The 16,919-nt window shown below is 37.6% G+C and carries 16 protein-coding genes; 2 read left to right on the top strand and 14 right to left on the bottom strand.

The features are described from left to right. Nucleotides 1-5: 5 nt before the first annotated feature. From rpsP to smc, 5 genes are all read right to left on the bottom strand, one after another. Nucleotides 6-278, bottom strand: coding sequence for a 30S ribosomal protein S16 (gene rpsP / locus KGF86_RS07625; RefSeq protein ID WP_186868649.1), 273 nt, complete (start codon nt 276-278; stop codon nt 6-8). A 133-nt stretch (nt 279-411) separates the two neighbouring features. Further along, nucleotides 412-1,761: a signal recognition particle protein gene (ffh, locus tag KGF86_RS07630; protein WP_186868648.1), complete on the bottom strand. Its 1,350-nt coding sequence runs from the start codon at nt 1,759-1,761 to the stop codon at nt 412-414. A 13-nt stretch (nt 1,762-1,774) separates the two neighbouring features. Continuing rightward, the gene (locus KGF86_RS07635) at nt 1,775-2,101 is read right to left on the bottom strand and encodes a putative DNA-binding protein (RefSeq protein WP_186868647.1); all 327 of its coding nucleotides are present in this window, start codon (nt 2,099-2,101) and stop codon (nt 1,775-1,777) included. Nucleotides 2,102-2,181: 80 nt separating this feature from the next. Then, nucleotides 2,182-3,180 carry a signal recognition particle-docking protein FtsY gene (gene ftsY, locus KGF86_RS07640; RefSeq protein WP_186868646.1) on the bottom strand — a complete coding sequence of 333 codons (999 nt, stop codon included), beginning with the start codon at nt 3,178-3,180 and terminating at the stop codon, nt 2,182-2,184. Between the two features lie 15 nt (nt 3,181-3,195). Continuing rightward, nucleotides 3,196-6,762: a chromosome segregation protein SMC gene (gene smc, locus KGF86_RS07645; protein WP_186868645.1), complete on the bottom strand. Its 3,567-nt coding sequence runs from the start codon at nt 6,760-6,762 to the stop codon at nt 3,196-3,198. A gap of 314 nt (nt 6,763-7,076) precedes the next feature. On the opposite strand from smc, the gene KGF86_RS07650 reads away from it, so the two are divergent. Then, nucleotides 7,077-7,298 (top strand): DUF1128 domain-containing protein, encoded by a 222-nt coding sequence (locus tag KGF86_RS07650; protein WP_186868644.1) that lies wholly within the window; start codon nt 7,077-7,079, stop codon nt 7,296-7,298. A gap of 80 nt (nt 7,299-7,378) precedes the next feature. Here the strand turns inward: KGF86_RS07650 and rnc are convergent, their stop codons facing one another. The 9 genes from rnc to sdaAB form a co-directional block, all read right to left on the bottom strand. After that, nucleotides 7,379-8,062: a ribonuclease III gene (gene rnc / locus KGF86_RS07655; RefSeq protein ID WP_186868643.1), complete on the bottom strand. Its 684-nt coding sequence runs from the start codon at nt 8,060-8,062 to the stop codon at nt 7,379-7,381. A gap of 69 nt (nt 8,063-8,131) precedes the next feature. Beyond that, nucleotides 8,132-8,368 carry an acyl carrier protein gene (gene acpP / locus KGF86_RS07660; RefSeq protein ID WP_186868642.1) on the bottom strand — a complete coding sequence of 79 codons (237 nt, stop codon included), beginning with the start codon at nt 8,366-8,368 and terminating at the stop codon, nt 8,132-8,134. Between the two features lie 33 nt (nt 8,369-8,401). Then, the gene (gene fabG, locus KGF86_RS07665; protein WP_186868641.1) at nt 8,402-9,142 is read right to left on the bottom strand and encodes a 3-oxoacyl-[acyl-carrier-protein] reductase; all 741 of its coding nucleotides are present in this window, start codon (nt 9,140-9,142) and stop codon (nt 8,402-8,404) included. Continuing rightward, a complete protein-coding gene (gene fabD, locus KGF86_RS07670; protein WP_211741496.1) occupies nt 9,142-10,080 on the bottom strand; it encodes an ACP S-malonyltransferase in 939 nt (312 codons plus the stop codon). Before fabD ends, fabG begins: the two co-directional genes overlap by 1 nt. Then, nucleotides 10,077-11,084: a phosphate acyltransferase PlsX gene (plsX, locus tag KGF86_RS07675; protein ID WP_186868639.1), complete on the bottom strand. Its 1,008-nt coding sequence runs from the start codon at nt 11,082-11,084 to the stop codon at nt 10,077-10,079. The genes fabD and plsX overlap by 4 nt, the downstream gene beginning before the upstream one ends. Further along, the gene (gene fapR, locus KGF86_RS07680; RefSeq protein WP_211741497.1) at nt 11,081-11,659 is read right to left on the bottom strand and encodes a transcription factor FapR; all 579 of its coding nucleotides are present in this window, start codon (nt 11,657-11,659) and stop codon (nt 11,081-11,083) included. The genes plsX and fapR overlap by 4 nt, the downstream gene beginning before the upstream one ends. A gap of 104 nt (nt 11,660-11,763) precedes the next feature. Continuing rightward, nucleotides 11,764-13,797, bottom strand: a complete 2,034-nt coding sequence (gene recG, locus KGF86_RS07685) for an ATP-dependent DNA helicase RecG (RefSeq protein WP_211741498.1) — start codon at nt 13,795-13,797, stop codon at nt 11,764-11,766. A 103-nt stretch (nt 13,798-13,900) separates the two neighbouring features. Then, entirely contained in the window at nt 13,901-14,767 is an 867-nt protein-coding gene (sdaAA, locus tag KGF86_RS07690; protein ID WP_211741499.1) for an L-serine ammonia-lyase, iron-sulfur-dependent, subunit alpha, read from the bottom strand. A 14-nt stretch (nt 14,768-14,781) separates the two neighbouring features. Then, entirely contained in the window at nt 14,782-15,444 is a 663-nt protein-coding gene (sdaAB, locus tag KGF86_RS07695; RefSeq protein ID WP_211741500.1) for an L-serine ammonia-lyase, iron-sulfur-dependent subunit beta, read from the bottom strand. Between the two features lie 147 nt (nt 15,445-15,591). Here sdaAB and KGF86_RS07700 point away from each other — a divergent pair, with 147 nt between their 5' ends. Continuing rightward, nucleotides 15,592-16,863, top strand: coding sequence for an NCS2 family permease (locus KGF86_RS07700; protein WP_211741501.1), 1,272 nt, complete (start codon nt 15,592-15,594; stop codon nt 16,861-16,863). Nucleotides 16,864-16,919 lie beyond the last annotated feature (56 nt).

Here is a 16,919-nt window from a genome sequence, read left to right on the forward strand (position 1 = left end):
CTACTTTACTTGTTAGTTTTTTGTTCGTGGAATTTCTTCATGATGCCTTCTTTTGAGAATAAGTTACGTACTGTATCGCTTGGCTTAGCGCCTTTTGCCATCCAGTCAAGTGCTTTTGCTTCATCTATTTTAACTTCAATTGGATCAACTACAGGATTATAAGTTCCAATTTGCTCAATAGAACGTCCGTCACGAGGAGAACGAGAATCTGCTACTACAATACGATAAAAAGGATTTCTTTTAGAACCCATACGTTTTAAACGAATTTTTACTGCCATTACTTGCACCTCCATTAATATGTTCTTCACAAGAATTGATTTTATCAAAAACTTGAAAGTCTGTAAAGTGTTTTTACATTACATCTATTATAATAGTTGAAAACCACTTATAAATCAAGGGTATTTCTAAATTTTAAAACGGATTGAAAGGAAGCTTAAATCCTTTTCCTTTCTTTCCTTTTTGCATATTCGTCATCTGTTTCATCATTTTTTTCATCTCGTCAAATTGCTTTAATAGCCTGTTTACTTGAGATACAGATGTACCAGAGCCTTTGGCAATTCTTTTCTTACGGCTGGCATTCATTATACTTGGATCCTGACGTTCTTTCTTTGTCATGGACTTAATGATTGCCTCTACATGGACAAGCTGCTTATCATCGATTTGTACATTTTTAAGACCCTTCATTTTATTAGCTCCAGGTATCATCGCTAATAAATCATCAAGTGGACCCATTTGCTTCACTTGACCCATCTGCTCTAAAAAGTCATCAAATGTAAAGCTTGCATTTCTCATTTTTTCTTCTAACGCTTTTGCTTGCTTTTCATCTACTGATGCTTGTGCCTTCTCAATTAGTGTTAGCACATCACCCATTCCTAATATACGTGATGCCATACGTTCTGGATGAAATGGCTCTAATTGATCCAGCTTTTCACCCATACCGGCAAATTTAATTGCTTTACCTGTAACTGCTCTAATGGAAAGTGCAGCACCACCACGAGTATCACCGTCTAGTTTCGTTAAAACAACACCGGTAACATCTAACTGGTCGTTAAAGCTCTCTGCTACATTCACAGCGTCTTGACCAGTCATTGCGTCTACAACTAGGAAGATTTCATCTGGTTTAACAGCGGCTTTAATTTCATCTAATTCACCCATTAACTCCGTGTCTACATGAAGTCTACCAGCCGTGTCAATCAGCACATAATCACGGTGTTCCTCTTTAGCCTTTTCAATTGCCTTCTTAGCGATATCAACTGGTTTTGCTTCTGTCCCCATAGAGAAGACCGGCATATCTAGCTGTCCGCCAAGTGTTTCCAATTGTTTAATTGCAGCAGGTCGATACACATCACAGGCAACTAATAATGGCGAGCGATTATGTTTTTTTCTTAATAGGTTCGCTAGTTTTCCTGTTGTCGTTGTTTTACCAGCACCCTGTAATCCAACCATCATGATGACGGTTGGTGGACGGTCACTTACGGCTATTTTACTTTGCTCGCCTCCCATAAGCTCGGTTAATTCTTCTTTCACTACCTTAATAACCTGTTGGCCAGGTGTAAGGCTCTCCATTACCTCTTGCCCCACTGCACGTTCTTTAATACGTTTAATTAAATCCTTGACCACTTTAAAGTTAACATCTGCTTCCAATAGTGCTAAGCGAATTTCACGGGTCATTTCTTTAACGTCTTGTTCAGAAACTTTCCCTTTTCCGGTAATTTTCTTTATCGTACTTTGTAGGCGCTCGGCTAATCCTTCGAATGCCATAGAAGGTGTCCCCCTAATCTAAGTCTTTTAATTGGTTCATATACTGATGAAGCTTATCATCTTCTATATCTGATATATAGCTTTCTATTTGCTGGATGATCTTCATTCTTTGCTCAAACTTTTCATACAAATGTAGTTTCTCTTCATAGGACTCTAGCATTGCTTCAGTACGCTTAATATTATCATATACTGCTTGCCTGGAAACATTTGCTTCTTCTGATATTTCCCCCAACGAATAGTCCTCAAGATAGTACATTTCCATATAGCTACGTTGCTTGGGTGTCAGTAATGCTTGGTAAAAATCTAATAAATAATTCATTCTTGTCGTTTTCTCGAGCATTTCATCACCCCTTGTTAAGTGAATTACCTTTACATTTTATCTTAACGAACAGATGAACCTTTTGCAAGTAGAAGACCGTTCTAATCCTCGTTTGATTCATCTAAAATATCAGCAAATAACCCATATACAAATGCATTTGCATCAAACTTTTGTAAGTCTTCTGCTTTTTCTCCAAGTCCAACAAACTTTACGGGTATGTGAAGTTCATGCCTAATTGCAAGAACAATACCACCTTTAGCAGTTCCATCTAGTTTTGTTAGCACAATCCCACTAACATCTGTAGCTTCTGAAAAAGTCTTTGCCTGACTAAGTGCATTTTGACCGGTTGTTGCGTCCAATACTAAAAGCACTTCATGGGGAGCTCCTGGAATTTCTCTTTCTATTACTCGTTTAACTTTCGATAATTCGTTCATCAGGTTGACCTTATTTTGTAGCCTACCTGCTGTATCACATAATAGCACATCAACATCTCTAGATTTAGCCGCTTTTATTGCATCAAAAATAACTGCTGCCGGGTCACTTCCAGCAGATTGCTTGATTACATCAACACCTGCACGATCTCCCCAGACCTCTAACTGTTCTATCGCCCCTGCTCGGAATGTATCTCCAGCGGCAAGCATGACGTTTTTTCCTTCTGCTTTCAATTTATGTGCTAATTTACCAATCGAGGTTGTTTTCCCTACTCCATTAACACCAACTACTAAAACGACAGAAAGTCCTTCTTTTTGTATATTTAATGTCTCAATTTCTTGATCATCATCGCCATAATAAATATCGACTAATTTCTCTGAGATAACTTCCTTTACTTCTTCTGTATCTTTAATATTACGACGTTGTACTTCGAATTTTAGCTCTTCAATTAAATCCATAACGGTCATAACACCGACATCGGCAGTGATTAATACCTCTTCTAATTCTTCAAAAAAATCTTCATCTACCTTACGATACCGTGCTATTAAATCATTGATTCTACCAGAGAATGACTTTCTCGTTTTCTCCATTCCTTCTTTATACTTAGTCGAGACTTCTTCTTGATTATCTTGTTTAAATTTATTTTTTAACTTTTGTAAAAAGCCCATGTATATGACACCCCTTTATGATTGTATAAGCTCTTTCGTTTCTTCTAAACGCACGGATACTAGTCGGGACACTCCAGATTCTTGCATCGTTACCCCATATAATACATCTGCCTGTTCCATAGTACCTTGTCGGTGTGTAATGACGATAAACTGTGTATTCTCACTATAATGTTTAACATATTTTGCGAAACGGACAACATTTGCTTCATCAAGGGCCGCTTCCACTTCATCCAGGACACAAAACGGTACTGGACGTACCCTTAAGATAGCAAATAACAATGCGATAGCGGTTAGTGCACGTTCTCCACCGGAGAGCAGTCCTAAATTTTGAAGCTTCTTACCTGGTGGTTGTGCAATAATGTCAACACCTGTATCTAATAAATTTTTCGGGTCGGTAAGCTTTAACTCGGCATGACCACCACCGAAAAGTTCTTTAAATACAATGGCAAATTCATCTTTTATTTGTCCAAAGGTTGTACTAAATAAGTGTTCCATCTCTTCGTCCATTTCTTTAATAACAGCAAATAAGGTTTGCTTTGCTTCAACTAAATCATTTCGTTGATCCGTTAGGAATGTATATCGCTCAGAAATACGATCATATTCATCGATTGCTCCGATATTAACATTACCTAAGCGCTCAAGTCTCGCTTTAATTTCACTTACATTATGCTTCGCTTCTTCGACATTCTCAACCTTCTCGAATTCTTTTTTCGCTCTTTCATATGTCATCATATACTCTGTTTGTAATAAAGATAAACGATTTTCAAGTTCCACATCAATACGATTTGCTTTTACTTCCTTTTGTTGAATATGCTGTAATAGGCCATGATGTTTCTTGCTTTCTTCTTTTAATTCTCGTTCTTCATCCTGCATTCGCTGTGTACGAACCATTCTATCTGAACGCATCTCTTGAATCGATAACGTTATAGCTTCTTTTTCTTTGCTTTTCTCTATTAATTTTTCATTGATTTCCTCTTCTGTCTCATTCGATTGTGAAATACTGATAAGCTCTTCTAACTCTTCAGCAATTTTGGTAAAACGCTCTGTTAGTTCTGTTAATCGTTCTTTCAGAATATTGGACTTCTCTTGTTGGTTTTTTACACGTTCTTCTTGTTCAGCAAGTAGAACTTGATAGTGATGATAGTCTTGTTGTATTTGATCTTGATTTTCCTTTAATTCTAGTTCCTGCTTGGACAACATATCAATTTGCGCTTGGAAGGATTGTAAGCTTTCTTCAATCGCTATAAGTTCTGAACGCAACTCTTGATCACGGTTCTCCAATTCAGCTAAATCCCGGTCATACTGTTGTTTATCCTGATCATATACAGAAAGATTTTCTGAAAGAGATGCAAGCTTTAATTCTATTTCCTTGTGATTCGATTTTGCCTCTTGTAACACTTGTTGTTTTTCACTAAGGCTTTGTTCCCTTAGGTTCAGTTGCTGTTCTAGATCTGCCAATAATTGCTTTTGCATCTTAACTTGTCGTTCAAAATCTTGCGCCTTAAGTTCATAATCCTGTAGCTTTTCCGTAAGCTCCTGGAGATCCTTTTCTCTGGTGAAAAGGGACGAATTTGTTTTCTTTTGTGCACCACCAGACATTGATCCACCAGGGTTTACAACATCCCCCTCAAGGGTAACAATTCGATACTTTCGCATAACCATACGGGCAATTTCGTTCGCATCTTTTAGAGTTTTTGCAATCACAACATGCCCCATTAAATGGTCTATTGCTTTTTGATAAGAGGGGTTCGTTGTTACCAATTGTCCTGCTATCCCAACAAATCCTGAATGTGTTCTAATTTGATTCAATATATCTTGCGGTATATATCTTGGTTGAATGGATTCTAATGGTAAAAACGTTGCTCGCCCATTATTTGTTTGCTTTAACCAAGAAATTGCCTGTCTTGCTGAAGCATCATTTTGCACAACAATATGCTGCGCTTGCCCACCAAGTACAGTTTCGATTGCGGTAATATACGCCTTCGGAACGTCCATGAGCTCAATGACAGCTCCATGAATTGCAGATAAATTCCCATCTTCTCTAGCCTTCAAAACTGCTTTAACACCTTGAAAGAACCCTTGAAAATCTTCTTTCATATCTTCAAGCATTTCTTTTTTCGATTTTAATTTTTCAATATATTGATAGCCTTGATATAGTTTTGTTTGTGATTCCTGGTACTTATCACGCTTAGTTTCAATTTCTTTCTTTAAATTTCGTAATGACTCCTCTTCGTGACGATATTCAGCCTCTGAGGATTCTACCAATTGATGGAGTGTCTGTAATTGCTCCGAATAACTTTCTCTTAGATCAATTAAATCCTGGAACTTATCAGCTTGCTTATCTTTTTTGGCATTAATTTGCTGTACTTGTTGTGCAATTGATTGCCTTTCATTTCTCTTGGCTGCCTGCTTATTAAGGAATTCGATATATTCCGATTTAAGCTCTTCGATTTGATCAACTAGACTATCTTTATCTGTTGTTAACCTTGTCTTTAACTCTTCAACTAGTTTTTTCGTTTTTTTCTTCTCTTCTTGAAGCGTAGCTAATTTCTCTGTTTCCTCTAATAGCTCAGACTCTAAATTGGTTATCTGTTCCTCTGCTTCACGCTTCTGCATTACTAGCTTTTCTTTATTTTCTGAGAAATGCTTTGTACGCTCGTGGAATACTTGTTTCCTTCCCTCATATTGTTCCAGCTGCTGGGTCGTTGTCAGTAGGCGTTCTTGTAATTCATTAATCTGATCATCCATCCGCTCTACTTCTTCACGAGCAGAAGCCAAGCTAGCTTCTTTCTTCTGAATTTGTGTTTTGAGGGCAATCTCATCCAACTTTTCAGCGTCTATTTCTTTTAAAAGCTCTTGCCATTCTTCATGTAATAATTCGATTTCCGTGATTAATAACGATATTTCTTGAGTTTTTAGTAAATCCTTTTGCTTTAAATATTCTTTTGCTGTTTCTGCTTGCCTTTGTAAGGGCTCTAGCTGATTCTCTATTTCATATATAATATCTTCTACGCGGTTTAAATTTTCTTGTGTTTCGGCAAGTTTATATTCTGCCTTCTTTTTACGTTGTTTATATTTAAGCACACCAGCTGCTTCTTCAAAAATGGTCCGTCTTTCTTCTGCTTTAGAGCTTAAAATTTCCTCTACTTTCCCTTGACTTATAATAGAAAAAGCTTCTTTTCCTAAGCCAGAATCAAGAAATAAGTCTACGATATCCTTTAATCGACAAGATTGTTTATTAATATAAAATTCGCTTTCGCCAGAACGATAAACTCGTCTTGTTACACTAACTTCTTCGTAATCAAGCGGTAGAGCTTGATCACTATTATCAAGTACTAGCGTTACTTCTGCTATATTTAACGGTTTTCTAGTATCACTACCTTGGAAAATAATATCTTCCATTTTTGAACCACGTAGTGACTTTGCAGACTGCTCCCCTAATACCCAACGGATAGCATCGGTAATATTACTTTTGCCACTCCCATTAGGGCCAACAACCGCGGTAACCCCTGGCACAAAGTCAACATTTATCCGTTCTGCAAAAGATTTAAATCCAACACTTTCTAAACGTTTCAAAAACATAAACATTCTCCTACCGGAAACGAATCTCTCCAAAATATGTAAGCTCGATTCCATTTTCCCTTTTTCTCTTTTTACCATGATATGTTAAACTATCACTATAATAATTATCCTATGAACTGTGTCTAGTATACCTCAATTAATATGAGACATAACTATTGAGCATATAGACGGTTAACAAGGTAAGATTCCATTAGCATATAGTATAATAAACCATATGGATTGGCTTTTTAATGCATTTATTTTATCATAAAGACGGAAACAAAAGAAGTGTACATAACATATCAACACATTATTATTAACCATAGAGGTGGAAAATGAATTTAAAAAACCCTACAATTGAAAATCTTACATACCTTTTAAACGAATTAGCAGATCACTTATCCGTAGTGAATCGCTCTTTATTTGACCCTGAGGACTATGACCTTTCAAAATATGAGGATATTAAATTTATGTATGATATGGTTGTTAAGAAAGGGAATCTATCCGCATTAGAAACCCAGGCCTTCATTGAGGAACTTAGAAAAGTAAGACTATAAAATGGTACATAAAAAAGGGGTTGCCCTACATTGAAATGTAACCTTTATAACAGGACATTCTAAAGTAGGGCAACCTCTTTTTATACTCCAAGTTGATCTAGCGCATTTTTTGCTGCACGCTGCTCTGCTTCCTTTTTGGTACGGCCGATCCCCGAGCCAAGTACTTTATCATTAATACGCAGCTCTGCTACAAACTCTTTATTATGTGAAGGACCTTTTTCCTCTATAATTTGATATTCGATGGTTTGATTTTTGTCTTGCTGAACTATCTCCTGAAGCTTACTCTTATAATCCATCCCATGCGAAAAAGCACCAGTGTCAATTTTAGGAAATACGTGTTTTTCTAGAAAATGTAAGGCTGTGTCAAATCCTTTATCTAAATACAAAGCCCCTAAAAAAGCTTCAAAAACATCTGCCAATAAAGCGGGACGGTTTCTTCCACCCGTCATCTCTTCTCCCTTACCTAAAAGGATATGATCACCAAAATTTAAGCTACGTGCAAACGTTTCCAATGAAGGTTCACAAACAATAGCAGCACGTAATTTAGTCATTTCCCCTTCAGGCATTTGAGGATATTTTCGATATAAGTATTGTGAAACTCCGAGTTCTAAAACTGCATCCCCCAAAAACTCTAAACGTTCATTATCAGAAGTGTTTATGTCACGATGCTCATTCACATAAGATGAATGGGTAAATGCTTGCCTGATTACATCAATATTTTGAAATTCTATTTGAAGCATCTGTTCTAACTTTTTTCGATCCATAGATACTTGCCACCTCTTGTTGATATATAGAAAAGTCTCGCATTAGCGAGACCTTAAACATGTATTATATTAGCCCTGTAAATCCTTTATGTAATTTACAGCATCACCAACAGTGTTAATTTTTTCTGCTTCTTCATCAGCAATTTCCATATCGAATTCGTCTTCAAGCTCCATTACAAGCTCAACTACGTCTAATGAATCTGCTTCTAAATCATCTTTAAAAGATGCTTCCATTGTTACTTTTGACTCTTCTACATCAAGTTTATCAACAATAATTTCTTTTACCTTTTCAAATACGTCTGCCATTAACGTTCACCTCCCTTCAAAGTATTATACCGATTACATGACCATACCGCCATCGATATGAATGGTCTGTCCTGTAATATAGTTTGCATCATCAGATGCTAGAAAGCGTACTACTTTAGCAACATCTTCCGGTTCGCCAAGTTTTGCGAGAGGAATCATACTTAGCATACCTTCAGTTTGTTCCTCTGTTAATGCATCCGTCATATCCGTTGATATAAAACCAGGAGCTACTGCATTTACTAATATATTACGACTAGCTAGTTCCTTAGCCGTCGTTTTCGTTAGTCCAATGACACCCGCTTTAGCAGCTACATAATTTGCTTGGCCAGGATTACCACTTACACCTACAATAGATGCCACATTAATAATTCTACCAGAACGTTGCTTCATCATTTGACGTGTTACAGACTTCGTGCAAACAAAGACACCTTTTAAATTTGTATTAATAACTTGGTCAAATTCAGACTCTTTCATTCTCATTAGTAAATTGTCTTTTGTAATCCCAGCATTATTTACAAGAATATCAACACTACCAAATGTTTCGATGGTTAATTTTATCATATCTTTTACTTGTTCTTCATCTGCAACATCCGCTTGGAATTTTATTGCGTTAGCACCTAATGCGATGACTTCCTCAACAACAGCCTGTGCCTTTGCCTCATTACCAGCATAGTTTACGACCACATTAGCACCCTTTTCCGCTAATTCTAATGCTATAGCTCTTCCGATTCCTCTTGAACCACCTGTGATGATTGCCGTTTTCCCTTGTAACATTACGCTTCACCTCGATACCATGTAATAAAATCATTTAAAGATGCTTGGTCTTGAACAGTAAATATCGTAGCTTTTCGATCGATTTTCTTTACTAATCCACTAAGTACTTTTCCAGTTCCTACTTCTACAAATGCCTCAACATCGGTTTGCATCATATTTCGAATCGATTCCTCAAAGCGAACTGGTGAATATAGCTGTTTTAAAAGTAATTCCTTTATTTCGTTTTGGTCATTAACAGGATTTGCTGTAACATTTGCATAGACAGGAATCTCGGCATTCTTTATGTTCACTTGGTTCAAGTATGTCGCAAAATCATTATTAGCTGCTTCCATTAATCTTGAATGAAATGGACCACTGACATTTAGCGGGATTACCCGTTTAGCGCCTTTTTCTTTTAACTTGTTACTTGCTTCCTCGATTCCTGCAACAGAACCAGAAATAACAATCTGTCCTGGACAATTGATGTTCGCAACGTCCACAATCTCTTCCGTAATCGAATCAACTACTTCTTGGATCGTCTCTACCGATAAACCTAACACGGCTGCCATGGTCCCTTGCCCTTTTGGAAATGCTTGTTCCATTAAGCGACCACGTGTGCTAACTAATGGCAGAGCTTCTTCTAGTGTCATTGCTTTAGCAGCTACTAAAGCACTATACTCTCCAAGACTGTGCCCGACTACCATAGATGATTGAATTCCCTCTTGTTCTAGTAAATTCTGTAGTGCGATACTAGAAAGTAATAAAGCAGGTTGTGCATTTTCTGTTTCAGTCAACTTCTCTGACGGTCCTTCAAACATCAAAGAACGTAAATCTTTCCCTAATACTTCATTAGCTTTTGTATATAGGTTTTGAACACTCTCATACGCATCATGAATTTCCTTCCCCATACCAACCGTTTGCGATCCTTGTCCTGGGAACATAAATGCTACTTTTTTCATTCTGTTTCCTCCTCATCCACTTGCATCGACTCCACTGTTTCTTTAATGGTCTCTATGACATGGTGGTCGACCATATGGCAGGTCTGCTTTATGGCACTATAGATTGCTCGGTGGTTAGAAGAACCATGTGCCTTTACAACAGGAGCTGCTAATCCAAATAATGCTGCCCCACCATACTCAGAATAATCTAGTTTATCTTTTAATCCTTTTAAGTCCTTTTTCACTAAGCCTGCCGCTAGCTTTGTTTTAAGTGAGGACATAAAGGTTTCTTTAATCATAGAAAATAGTACAGAAGCTGTTCCTTCAATCGTCTTTAATGCAACATTTCCACTAAAGCCATCAGTAATGACTACATCTGCGACTCCGTTTAATAAGTCCCTTGCTTCCACATTACCAACAAAGTTAATCGGGGCTTTTTTCATTAATTCGAATGCTTTCTTCGTTAGCTCGTTCCCTTTTCCATCTTCAGTACCAATGTTTAATAAGCCAACTCGTGGATTTTTTATCGAACGTACCTTTTCAGCGTAAACTGAACCCATAATCGCGTACTGCAGCAAATGGTTTGGCTTTGCATCCACATTTGCACCGACATCCAACATTAAGAAGCCTTCCCCTTCTAATGTCGGCAGGGTCGGACTTAATGCCGGACGATCTATCCCAGGTATTCTTCCGATAACAAACAGACCTGCACTCATTAAGGCACCCGTATTACCAGCAGATATACATGCATCTGCTCGTCCCTCTTTCACTTCAGCCGCTGCCTTTACCATAGATGAATTTTTCTTTCTTCTTACCGCGCGAACTGGCTCATCATCTCCAGTAATAACTTCATCTGTATGTAAAATCTCAATTCGTTCTGAGTTCGTTAAGTACTGATTGATTTTTTCCTCATCACCAACCAATGTAATCTGTAAGTTCTTTATATCTTGGACAGCATCCATTGCACCTAATACGATTTCTTTCGGTGCATGATCGCCTCCCATAGCGTCAATTGCAATTCTCATAGGTTATTCTCCTTTTTATCGGTTGACCGATACATATGGAATTCGCCAGAAAAGACTTTTTCACTATCTACAAAACTATCAACCTGTACTAACGTTAGCCCTTTTTCATCTGTACCTTGTACAAAGGCTTTCGCGACGACTCTTTCCCCTTGTCGAACCTGTCTCTTAAAGTTAAGGACAGATTTTGCTGTTAGGGCAAGCTCATCATTCATAACTGCAACAGCCAATGAATTAGCCTGTGCAAACAAATGATGTCCTCTTGCAATATTATTTCTTGTAAAAACATGTTCTCGTCCTATATCTAAAATCGAGATTGCTCGATTATCTAACTCTAAGTCGATAATTTCCCCAATAACATCTTCTAGTGGCAAAGATCTGACGGTTTCATTCCACTGATGCTTTGCTACTGTTTTTATTCTTTCCCTTAACTCTGGAATGGATAATTCCATTCGGTCAAGACGGATAGTTTGAATACTTACATCAAATTTTTTTGCCAATTCCTCATCGGTTATAAATGGAGTCTCTTCAATTGTTTCTTTTAATTTTTCTTGTCTCTTTACTTTCGGTATCCTCATCAAAGCACCATCCACTTTTCTATATTTTAGGGTAATAATTGTTGCTATTATGACTTGGTACTAATAGTAATATATATTACATGATGAAATTATGCAAGTAAGAGTTAGTCAAGCACTCTATCAAATACCCCTTCATTATCTAGAAAATTCCTTAATTTAACGTATTTAGGGTCTTCCTCCAATAAGTTAAATTGGATAATTTCTGCAGCATCATTTCTCGCCGTTTCAAGTGCTCGATAATCATGAATCATATCTGCCACTTTAAAATCTGGTATTCCACTCTGCTTCGTTCCAAAGAAATCCCCTGGACCACGTAATTTTAAATCCTGCTCTGATAACTCGAAACCATTATTCGTTTCGGTCATAATCCGCATTCGCTCTTTACCTGTCTCACTTTTCGGGTCAGCAATTAGAATACAATAGCTTTGCTTATCTCCTCTACCAACTCTTCCTCGTAATTGATGTAATTGCGATAGTCCAAATCGTTCCGCGTCATAAATGACCATAATGGTCGCATTTGGCACATTAACACCTACTTCTACCACCGTGGTAGAAACGAGTACTTGAACTTCATTAGCTGCAAATTCTTTCATCACTTGATCCTTTTCGGTTGGATGCAATCTCCCATGCATCAGTCCGACACGTATAGATGGTGGATAAAAATCAACTAATTGATTGTATAAATCAACAGCATCCTGAATATCTAGTTTGTCTGACTCTTCAATAAGCGGACAAATGATGTAGGCTTGTTCACCAGCTTTAATATGGTTTTCTATAAATCCTAGTACACGATCGAACGTATTTGCCTTCGTCCAATAGGTTTCTATTTCCTTTCGCCCAGCAGGCATTTCATCAATGACCGACACATCCATATCACCAAACGCCGTAATAGCAAGTGTCCGTGGGATTGGAGTAGCAGTCATAAACAACACATCCGGGTGTAATCCTTTACTAGAGAGTGCTCGTCTTTGCTCAACCCCAAATCGATGCTGTTCATCTACTACAACAAGACCTAAATCAGCAAAATGCACCTCATCCTGGATTAGTGCATGGGTACCTACTAGTATATCAACTTGGTGATTTTGTAGATCTGCTAAAATCTCTTTTCGCTTCTTCCCTTTTACCGATCCCGTAAGTAGCTCTACTCTTGCCAGCTCTCCAAACATTTCCTTTAGAGATTGGTAATGCTGTTCTGCTAATATTTCTGTCGGGACCATTAAGGCACCTTGCTTAGTTGCCGTAATGGTAGCATAGAGTCCAATAGCAGCTACAGCTGTTTTCCCTGATCCAACATCCCCTTGTAGTAATCGATTCATTCGATAGGGAGATTTCATATCCGATAAAATTTGATTTAATGATTTAGTTTGTGCATTGGTTAAAGAAAACGGGAATCCTTTAATGAAATTTGCCACTTTAGCCTCATCATAATGTTGTGCATTCCCCATGGAAGCCTCTCTACGTCGTTTTCGTAATAGCTGTATTTTCAATTGAAATAATAGAAATTCTTCATACGTAAATCTTCTTCTTGCATGCTTTAAAGCGGTTCGACTTTCGGGGAAATGCATGGTTTTAATCGCATGGTTACGTGTCGGGATCTTATAGGCTGTTATCATATCAGGAGGAAAAATCTCTTCCACTTTGTCTCCGAAATCTTGGATAGCTTGTTGAATAGCCTTTTTAAGTCGAAAACTTGTTACATCGCCTCTAACAGAATAAATAGGTTGTATATCGGAGGATTTTTCCATGGAGCCTTTTTGATAGTTACTGACCGTTATTTGTAAACGATGGGCATCCCACTTACCGGTTAATGTAACGATATCCCCTACATTAAGTTGCTTCTTCGCGAACGCCCGGTTAAACATCACTACCTTAACGGCAATATTTTCTACCTCAACATTAAACGAAAGGCGGGATTTTTTTCTTCCAAAATAGGAAAGAGAAGGGGTATTTAGTACCCTTCCCTCAATCGTTACTTTATCCTCATGAATTAATTCACTAAGCGGAAGAATTTCTAAAACATCATATCTTGAAGGAAAATACAGCAAAAGATCCTCCACTGTATGAATATTTAATGCCATTAAATCCTCTGCAAATTTCTCTCCTATTCCCTTTACTTCGGATACAGAATAATCTAGCATAATTTATCACTCTTTCTAAACAGACCTTCTAGAAAATCTTCTTCACATATTTCTAGAATTAAAAAATTATCTTACACAAAATGCTCATTATAGAACATGTTCATTAGCCAAAAATCTTTTCTTTTAAAAATCTACCTGTTGGTGTATCAGCTAAACCACCCTCACCGGTTTCTCGTAAACTTACAGGCATTTGTCTTCCAATCCGATACATCGCGCCGATTACTTCATCACATGGGATACGGCTTGTCACTCCAGCTAAGGCCAAGTCAGCAGAGACAATTGCTAAAGAAGCACCTCCCGCATTCCGCTTTACACATGGAACTTCAACAAGTCCAGCAACTGGATCACATACAAGTCCTAACATGTTTTTTAATGTCATGGCAAATGCATCTGCCGATTGCTGTGGGGAACCACCTGCCATTTCTACAATCGCAGCGGAAGCCATGGCGCCAGCAGAACCTACTTCTGCTTGACATCCGCCTGCTGCGCCAGAAATAAATGCATTATTCGCAACAACTAATCCGAATGCCCCTGCCGTAAATAAATAGCGAATCATTTGCTCACGTGTTGGGTTCAGTTGTTCTTTAACAGCAAATAATGTCCCCGGAACACAACCTGCACTACCAGCAGTTGGCGTAGCACATATCACACCCATTGCAGCGTTCACTTCATTCGTTCCCATTGCTTTACTAACCGCATCTAGCATTAAATGTCCAGATAATGGTGTCTTCTCTCGCATATAGGTTTGAACTTTAACAGCGTCCCCACCGGTTAGACCAGTTACTGATTGAACCCCTTTTAAGCTATCTTCTATCGCTTTTTCCATCACTTGCAGGTTCTTTTCCATTTCTGCAAATACTTCTTCACGTGTTTTATTTTTAACATCCATCTCTTGACGGATCATCACTTCAGAAATTAACATATTTTCTTTCTCAGCAATTTCTACTAATTCCGCAACAGTTCGGAACATGGTACTTCTCCCCTTTAGCTAACGATTTTTGCAATTTGAATAATGTGGTCAGCCTTTTCTAATTCTAATAGAATTTCATCTTCAACATTTTGGTCAACCTCAATAACCATTAATGCTTCTTTGCCGACATCCTTACGATTAACTTCCATATGGCCAATGTTAATTTCATGCTTCGCTAATATTTTGGTTACCGATGCAATGGCTCCAAATCTATCATTATGCATAATAAGTACAGCTGGATGATTACCAGATAACCTTAATTCAAAGCCATTTAGTTCTGTAATTTCGACCTTTCCTCCACCAATGGATATCCCAACTATCTCTAATTGTTCTTCTTCATCTCCAATGACCATACGAACAGTATTAGGATGGTCTGTTTTTGCACTATCTTCAATAAACTCTATTTTAATTCCTTCGTCCTTCGCTATATTCAATGCATCTCTCATACGTATATCATCTGTCTCAAATCCCAATAATCCACCAGCTAAAGCAAAGTCAGTTCCATGCCCTTGATAGGTTTTGGCAAAAGAGCCATATAAGTATATTTTAGCCCATTTCGGTTGTTTTCCAAACAAATTACGGGCAGCCAACCCAATACGTGCAGCGCCTGCAGTATGCGAACTTGATGGCCCAACCATAACTGGACCAATAATATCAAAAACAGAATTGTATTTCATCTTGACACCGCCTTCATACTCTTATCAATTTAAACATCTATTGTAAATTATAACAAAAACTATTATAATAATCATTTGTGGATTATAGAATAACATAATTATTTTATAATCGGGTGGGAGAGGGATACGAAGAAATTAGGAATTTACATGCCTATATTTTCCAAGTATACAAAGAAAACATATCGGAATGAAATTATCGCTGGTATTATCGGTTATCTAACAACAGTGTATATTGTTGTTGTAAACGGATCTATTCTTAGTGAAGCCGGAATATCAGTAGAAGCTGGTATGATGGCTACGATTTTAGCAAGCTTTGTCGGCACCTTGATTATGGGGTTATATGGCAGATTACCACTAATTCTAATACCTGGTATGGGAATTAATGCTTTATTCGCCTATTCCATTATTCAAGGAAATGGACTAACCTTCCAAGAAGGGCTCGCTGTCGTATTAGTAGCATCCTTGCTTTTCTTAGTAACAGCATTTACCAAATTAGGGCTGCTCCTAAAAGAAGCTATACCAGATTCGTTAAAACACGGTATAAGTGTTGGGTTAGGGCTATTCCTTATATTAATTGGACTTGAAAAAAGTGGTTTGATAACGAATGGTGAAAGTACCATTATATCAATCAGTGATTTTAGCTCACCAACTATTCTAGTTAGTATCCTAACATTATTTATCGCGATATTTTTATTTGTTAAAAATGTACCAGCTAATTTTCTGATTACGATGGTAATTGGTACGATATTAGCTTACTGTTTTGGCATTATAGAATCTGGTACGACGATGGATCATGTAAGTAGTAACGTAGTGTTTATGCCATCTTTTTCAGCCATAAATGAACTTTCATTTTGGCTAGCAGTATTTCCGCTAGCTATGATATTGATTTTCGAGAATATGGGACTACTGAATGGGCAGCTAGCGATGTTAAAGCGTGGAGAGAGCGCGTATCAAAAAGGTTATAAAACGACTGCTATCTCATCAATAGCAAGTGCTTTCTTAGGGACATCGCCAACTGTTTCTGCAGCTGAAAATGCTGCCGTTATTGCTTCTAAAGGTAAAACAGGAATGACGGCGATAATTGCTAGCTTATTATTTCTAGCTACTATCTTCATAATACCTTGGATTACCATGATTCCCAATGTAGCAATTAGTCCTATCTTAATCATAGTAGGCTTTCTGATGGTACAAAATATTCGTCACATTCCTTTAGATAATATTTCAGAGGCTATTCCAGCATTCTTAATTATTGTCATGATTCCGTTTACGTATAGTATTGCTGACGGTATGGCATTTGGATTTATCGCCTATCCAATTGTTAAGCTTGCTTTAGGTAAACAAAAAGAATTATCTGCTGCTATTATGGTTATCTCTTTACTCTTCATTTGTGACTTCGCATTAAAAATAGCAGGTATATAAGAAAAGAAATAGCTGACAGGTCTTTTTCCTGTCGGCTATTTCTTTATGTCCTTCGT

The organism is Ornithinibacillus massiliensis, from assembly GCF_018310345.1.
GTDB classification, from domain to species: Bacteria; Bacillota; Bacilli; order Bacillales; family Amphibacillaceae; genus Ornithinibacillus; species Ornithinibacillus massiliensis.

Coding starts and splice junctions, on each gene's coding strand:
- rpsP (WP_186868649.1), bottom strand. CDS start 278: ATGGCAGTAAAAATTCGTTTAAAACGTATGGGTTCTAAAAGAAATCCT.
- ffh (WP_186868648.1), bottom strand. CDS start 1,761: ATGGCATTCGAAGGATTAGCCGAGCGCCTACAAAGTACGATAAAGAAA.
- KGF86_RS07635 (WP_186868647.1), bottom strand. CDS start 2,101: ATGCTCGAGAAAACGACAAGAATGAATTATTTATTAGATTTTTACCAA.
- ftsY (WP_186868646.1), bottom strand. CDS start 3,180: ATGGGCTTTTTACAAAAGTTAAAAAATAAATTTAAACAAGATAATCAA.
- smc (WP_186868645.1), bottom strand. CDS start 6,762: ATGTTTTTGAAACGTTTAGAAAGTGTTGGATTTAAATCTTTTGCAGAA.
- KGF86_RS07650 (WP_186868644.1), top strand. CDS start 7,077: ATGAATTTAAAAAACCCTACAATTGAAAATCTTACATACCTTTTAAAC.
- rnc (WP_186868643.1), bottom strand. CDS start 8,062: ATGGATCGAAAAAAGTTAGAACAGATGCTTCAAATAGAATTTCAAAAT.
- acpP (WP_186868642.1), bottom strand. CDS start 8,368: ATGGCAGACGTATTTGAAAAGGTAAAAGAAATTATTGTTGATAAACTT.
- fabG (WP_186868641.1), bottom strand. CDS start 9,142: ATGTTACAAGGGAAAACGGCAATCATCACAGGTGGTTCAAGAGGAATC.
- fabD (WP_211741496.1), bottom strand. CDS start 10,080: ATGAAAAAAGTAGCATTTATGTTCCCAGGACAAGGATCGCAAACGGTT.
- plsX (WP_186868639.1), bottom strand. CDS start 11,084: ATGAGAATTGCAATTGACGCTATGGGAGGCGATCATGCACCGAAAGAA.
- fapR (WP_211741497.1), bottom strand. CDS start 11,659: ATGAGGATACCGAAAGTAAAGAGACAAGAAAAATTAAAAGAAACAATT.
- recG (WP_211741498.1), bottom strand. CDS start 13,797: ATGCTAGATTATTCTGTATCCGAAGTAAAGGGAATAGGAGAGAAATTT.
- sdaAA (WP_211741499.1), bottom strand. CDS start 14,767: ATGTTCCGAACTGTTGCGGAATTAGTAGAAATTGCTGAGAAAGAAAAT.
- sdaAB (WP_211741500.1), bottom strand. CDS start 15,444: ATGAAATACAATTCTGTTTTTGATATTATTGGTCCAGTTATGGTTGGG.
- KGF86_RS07700 (WP_211741501.1), top strand. CDS start 15,592: ATGCCTATATTTTCCAAGTATACAAAGAAAACATATCGGAATGAAATT.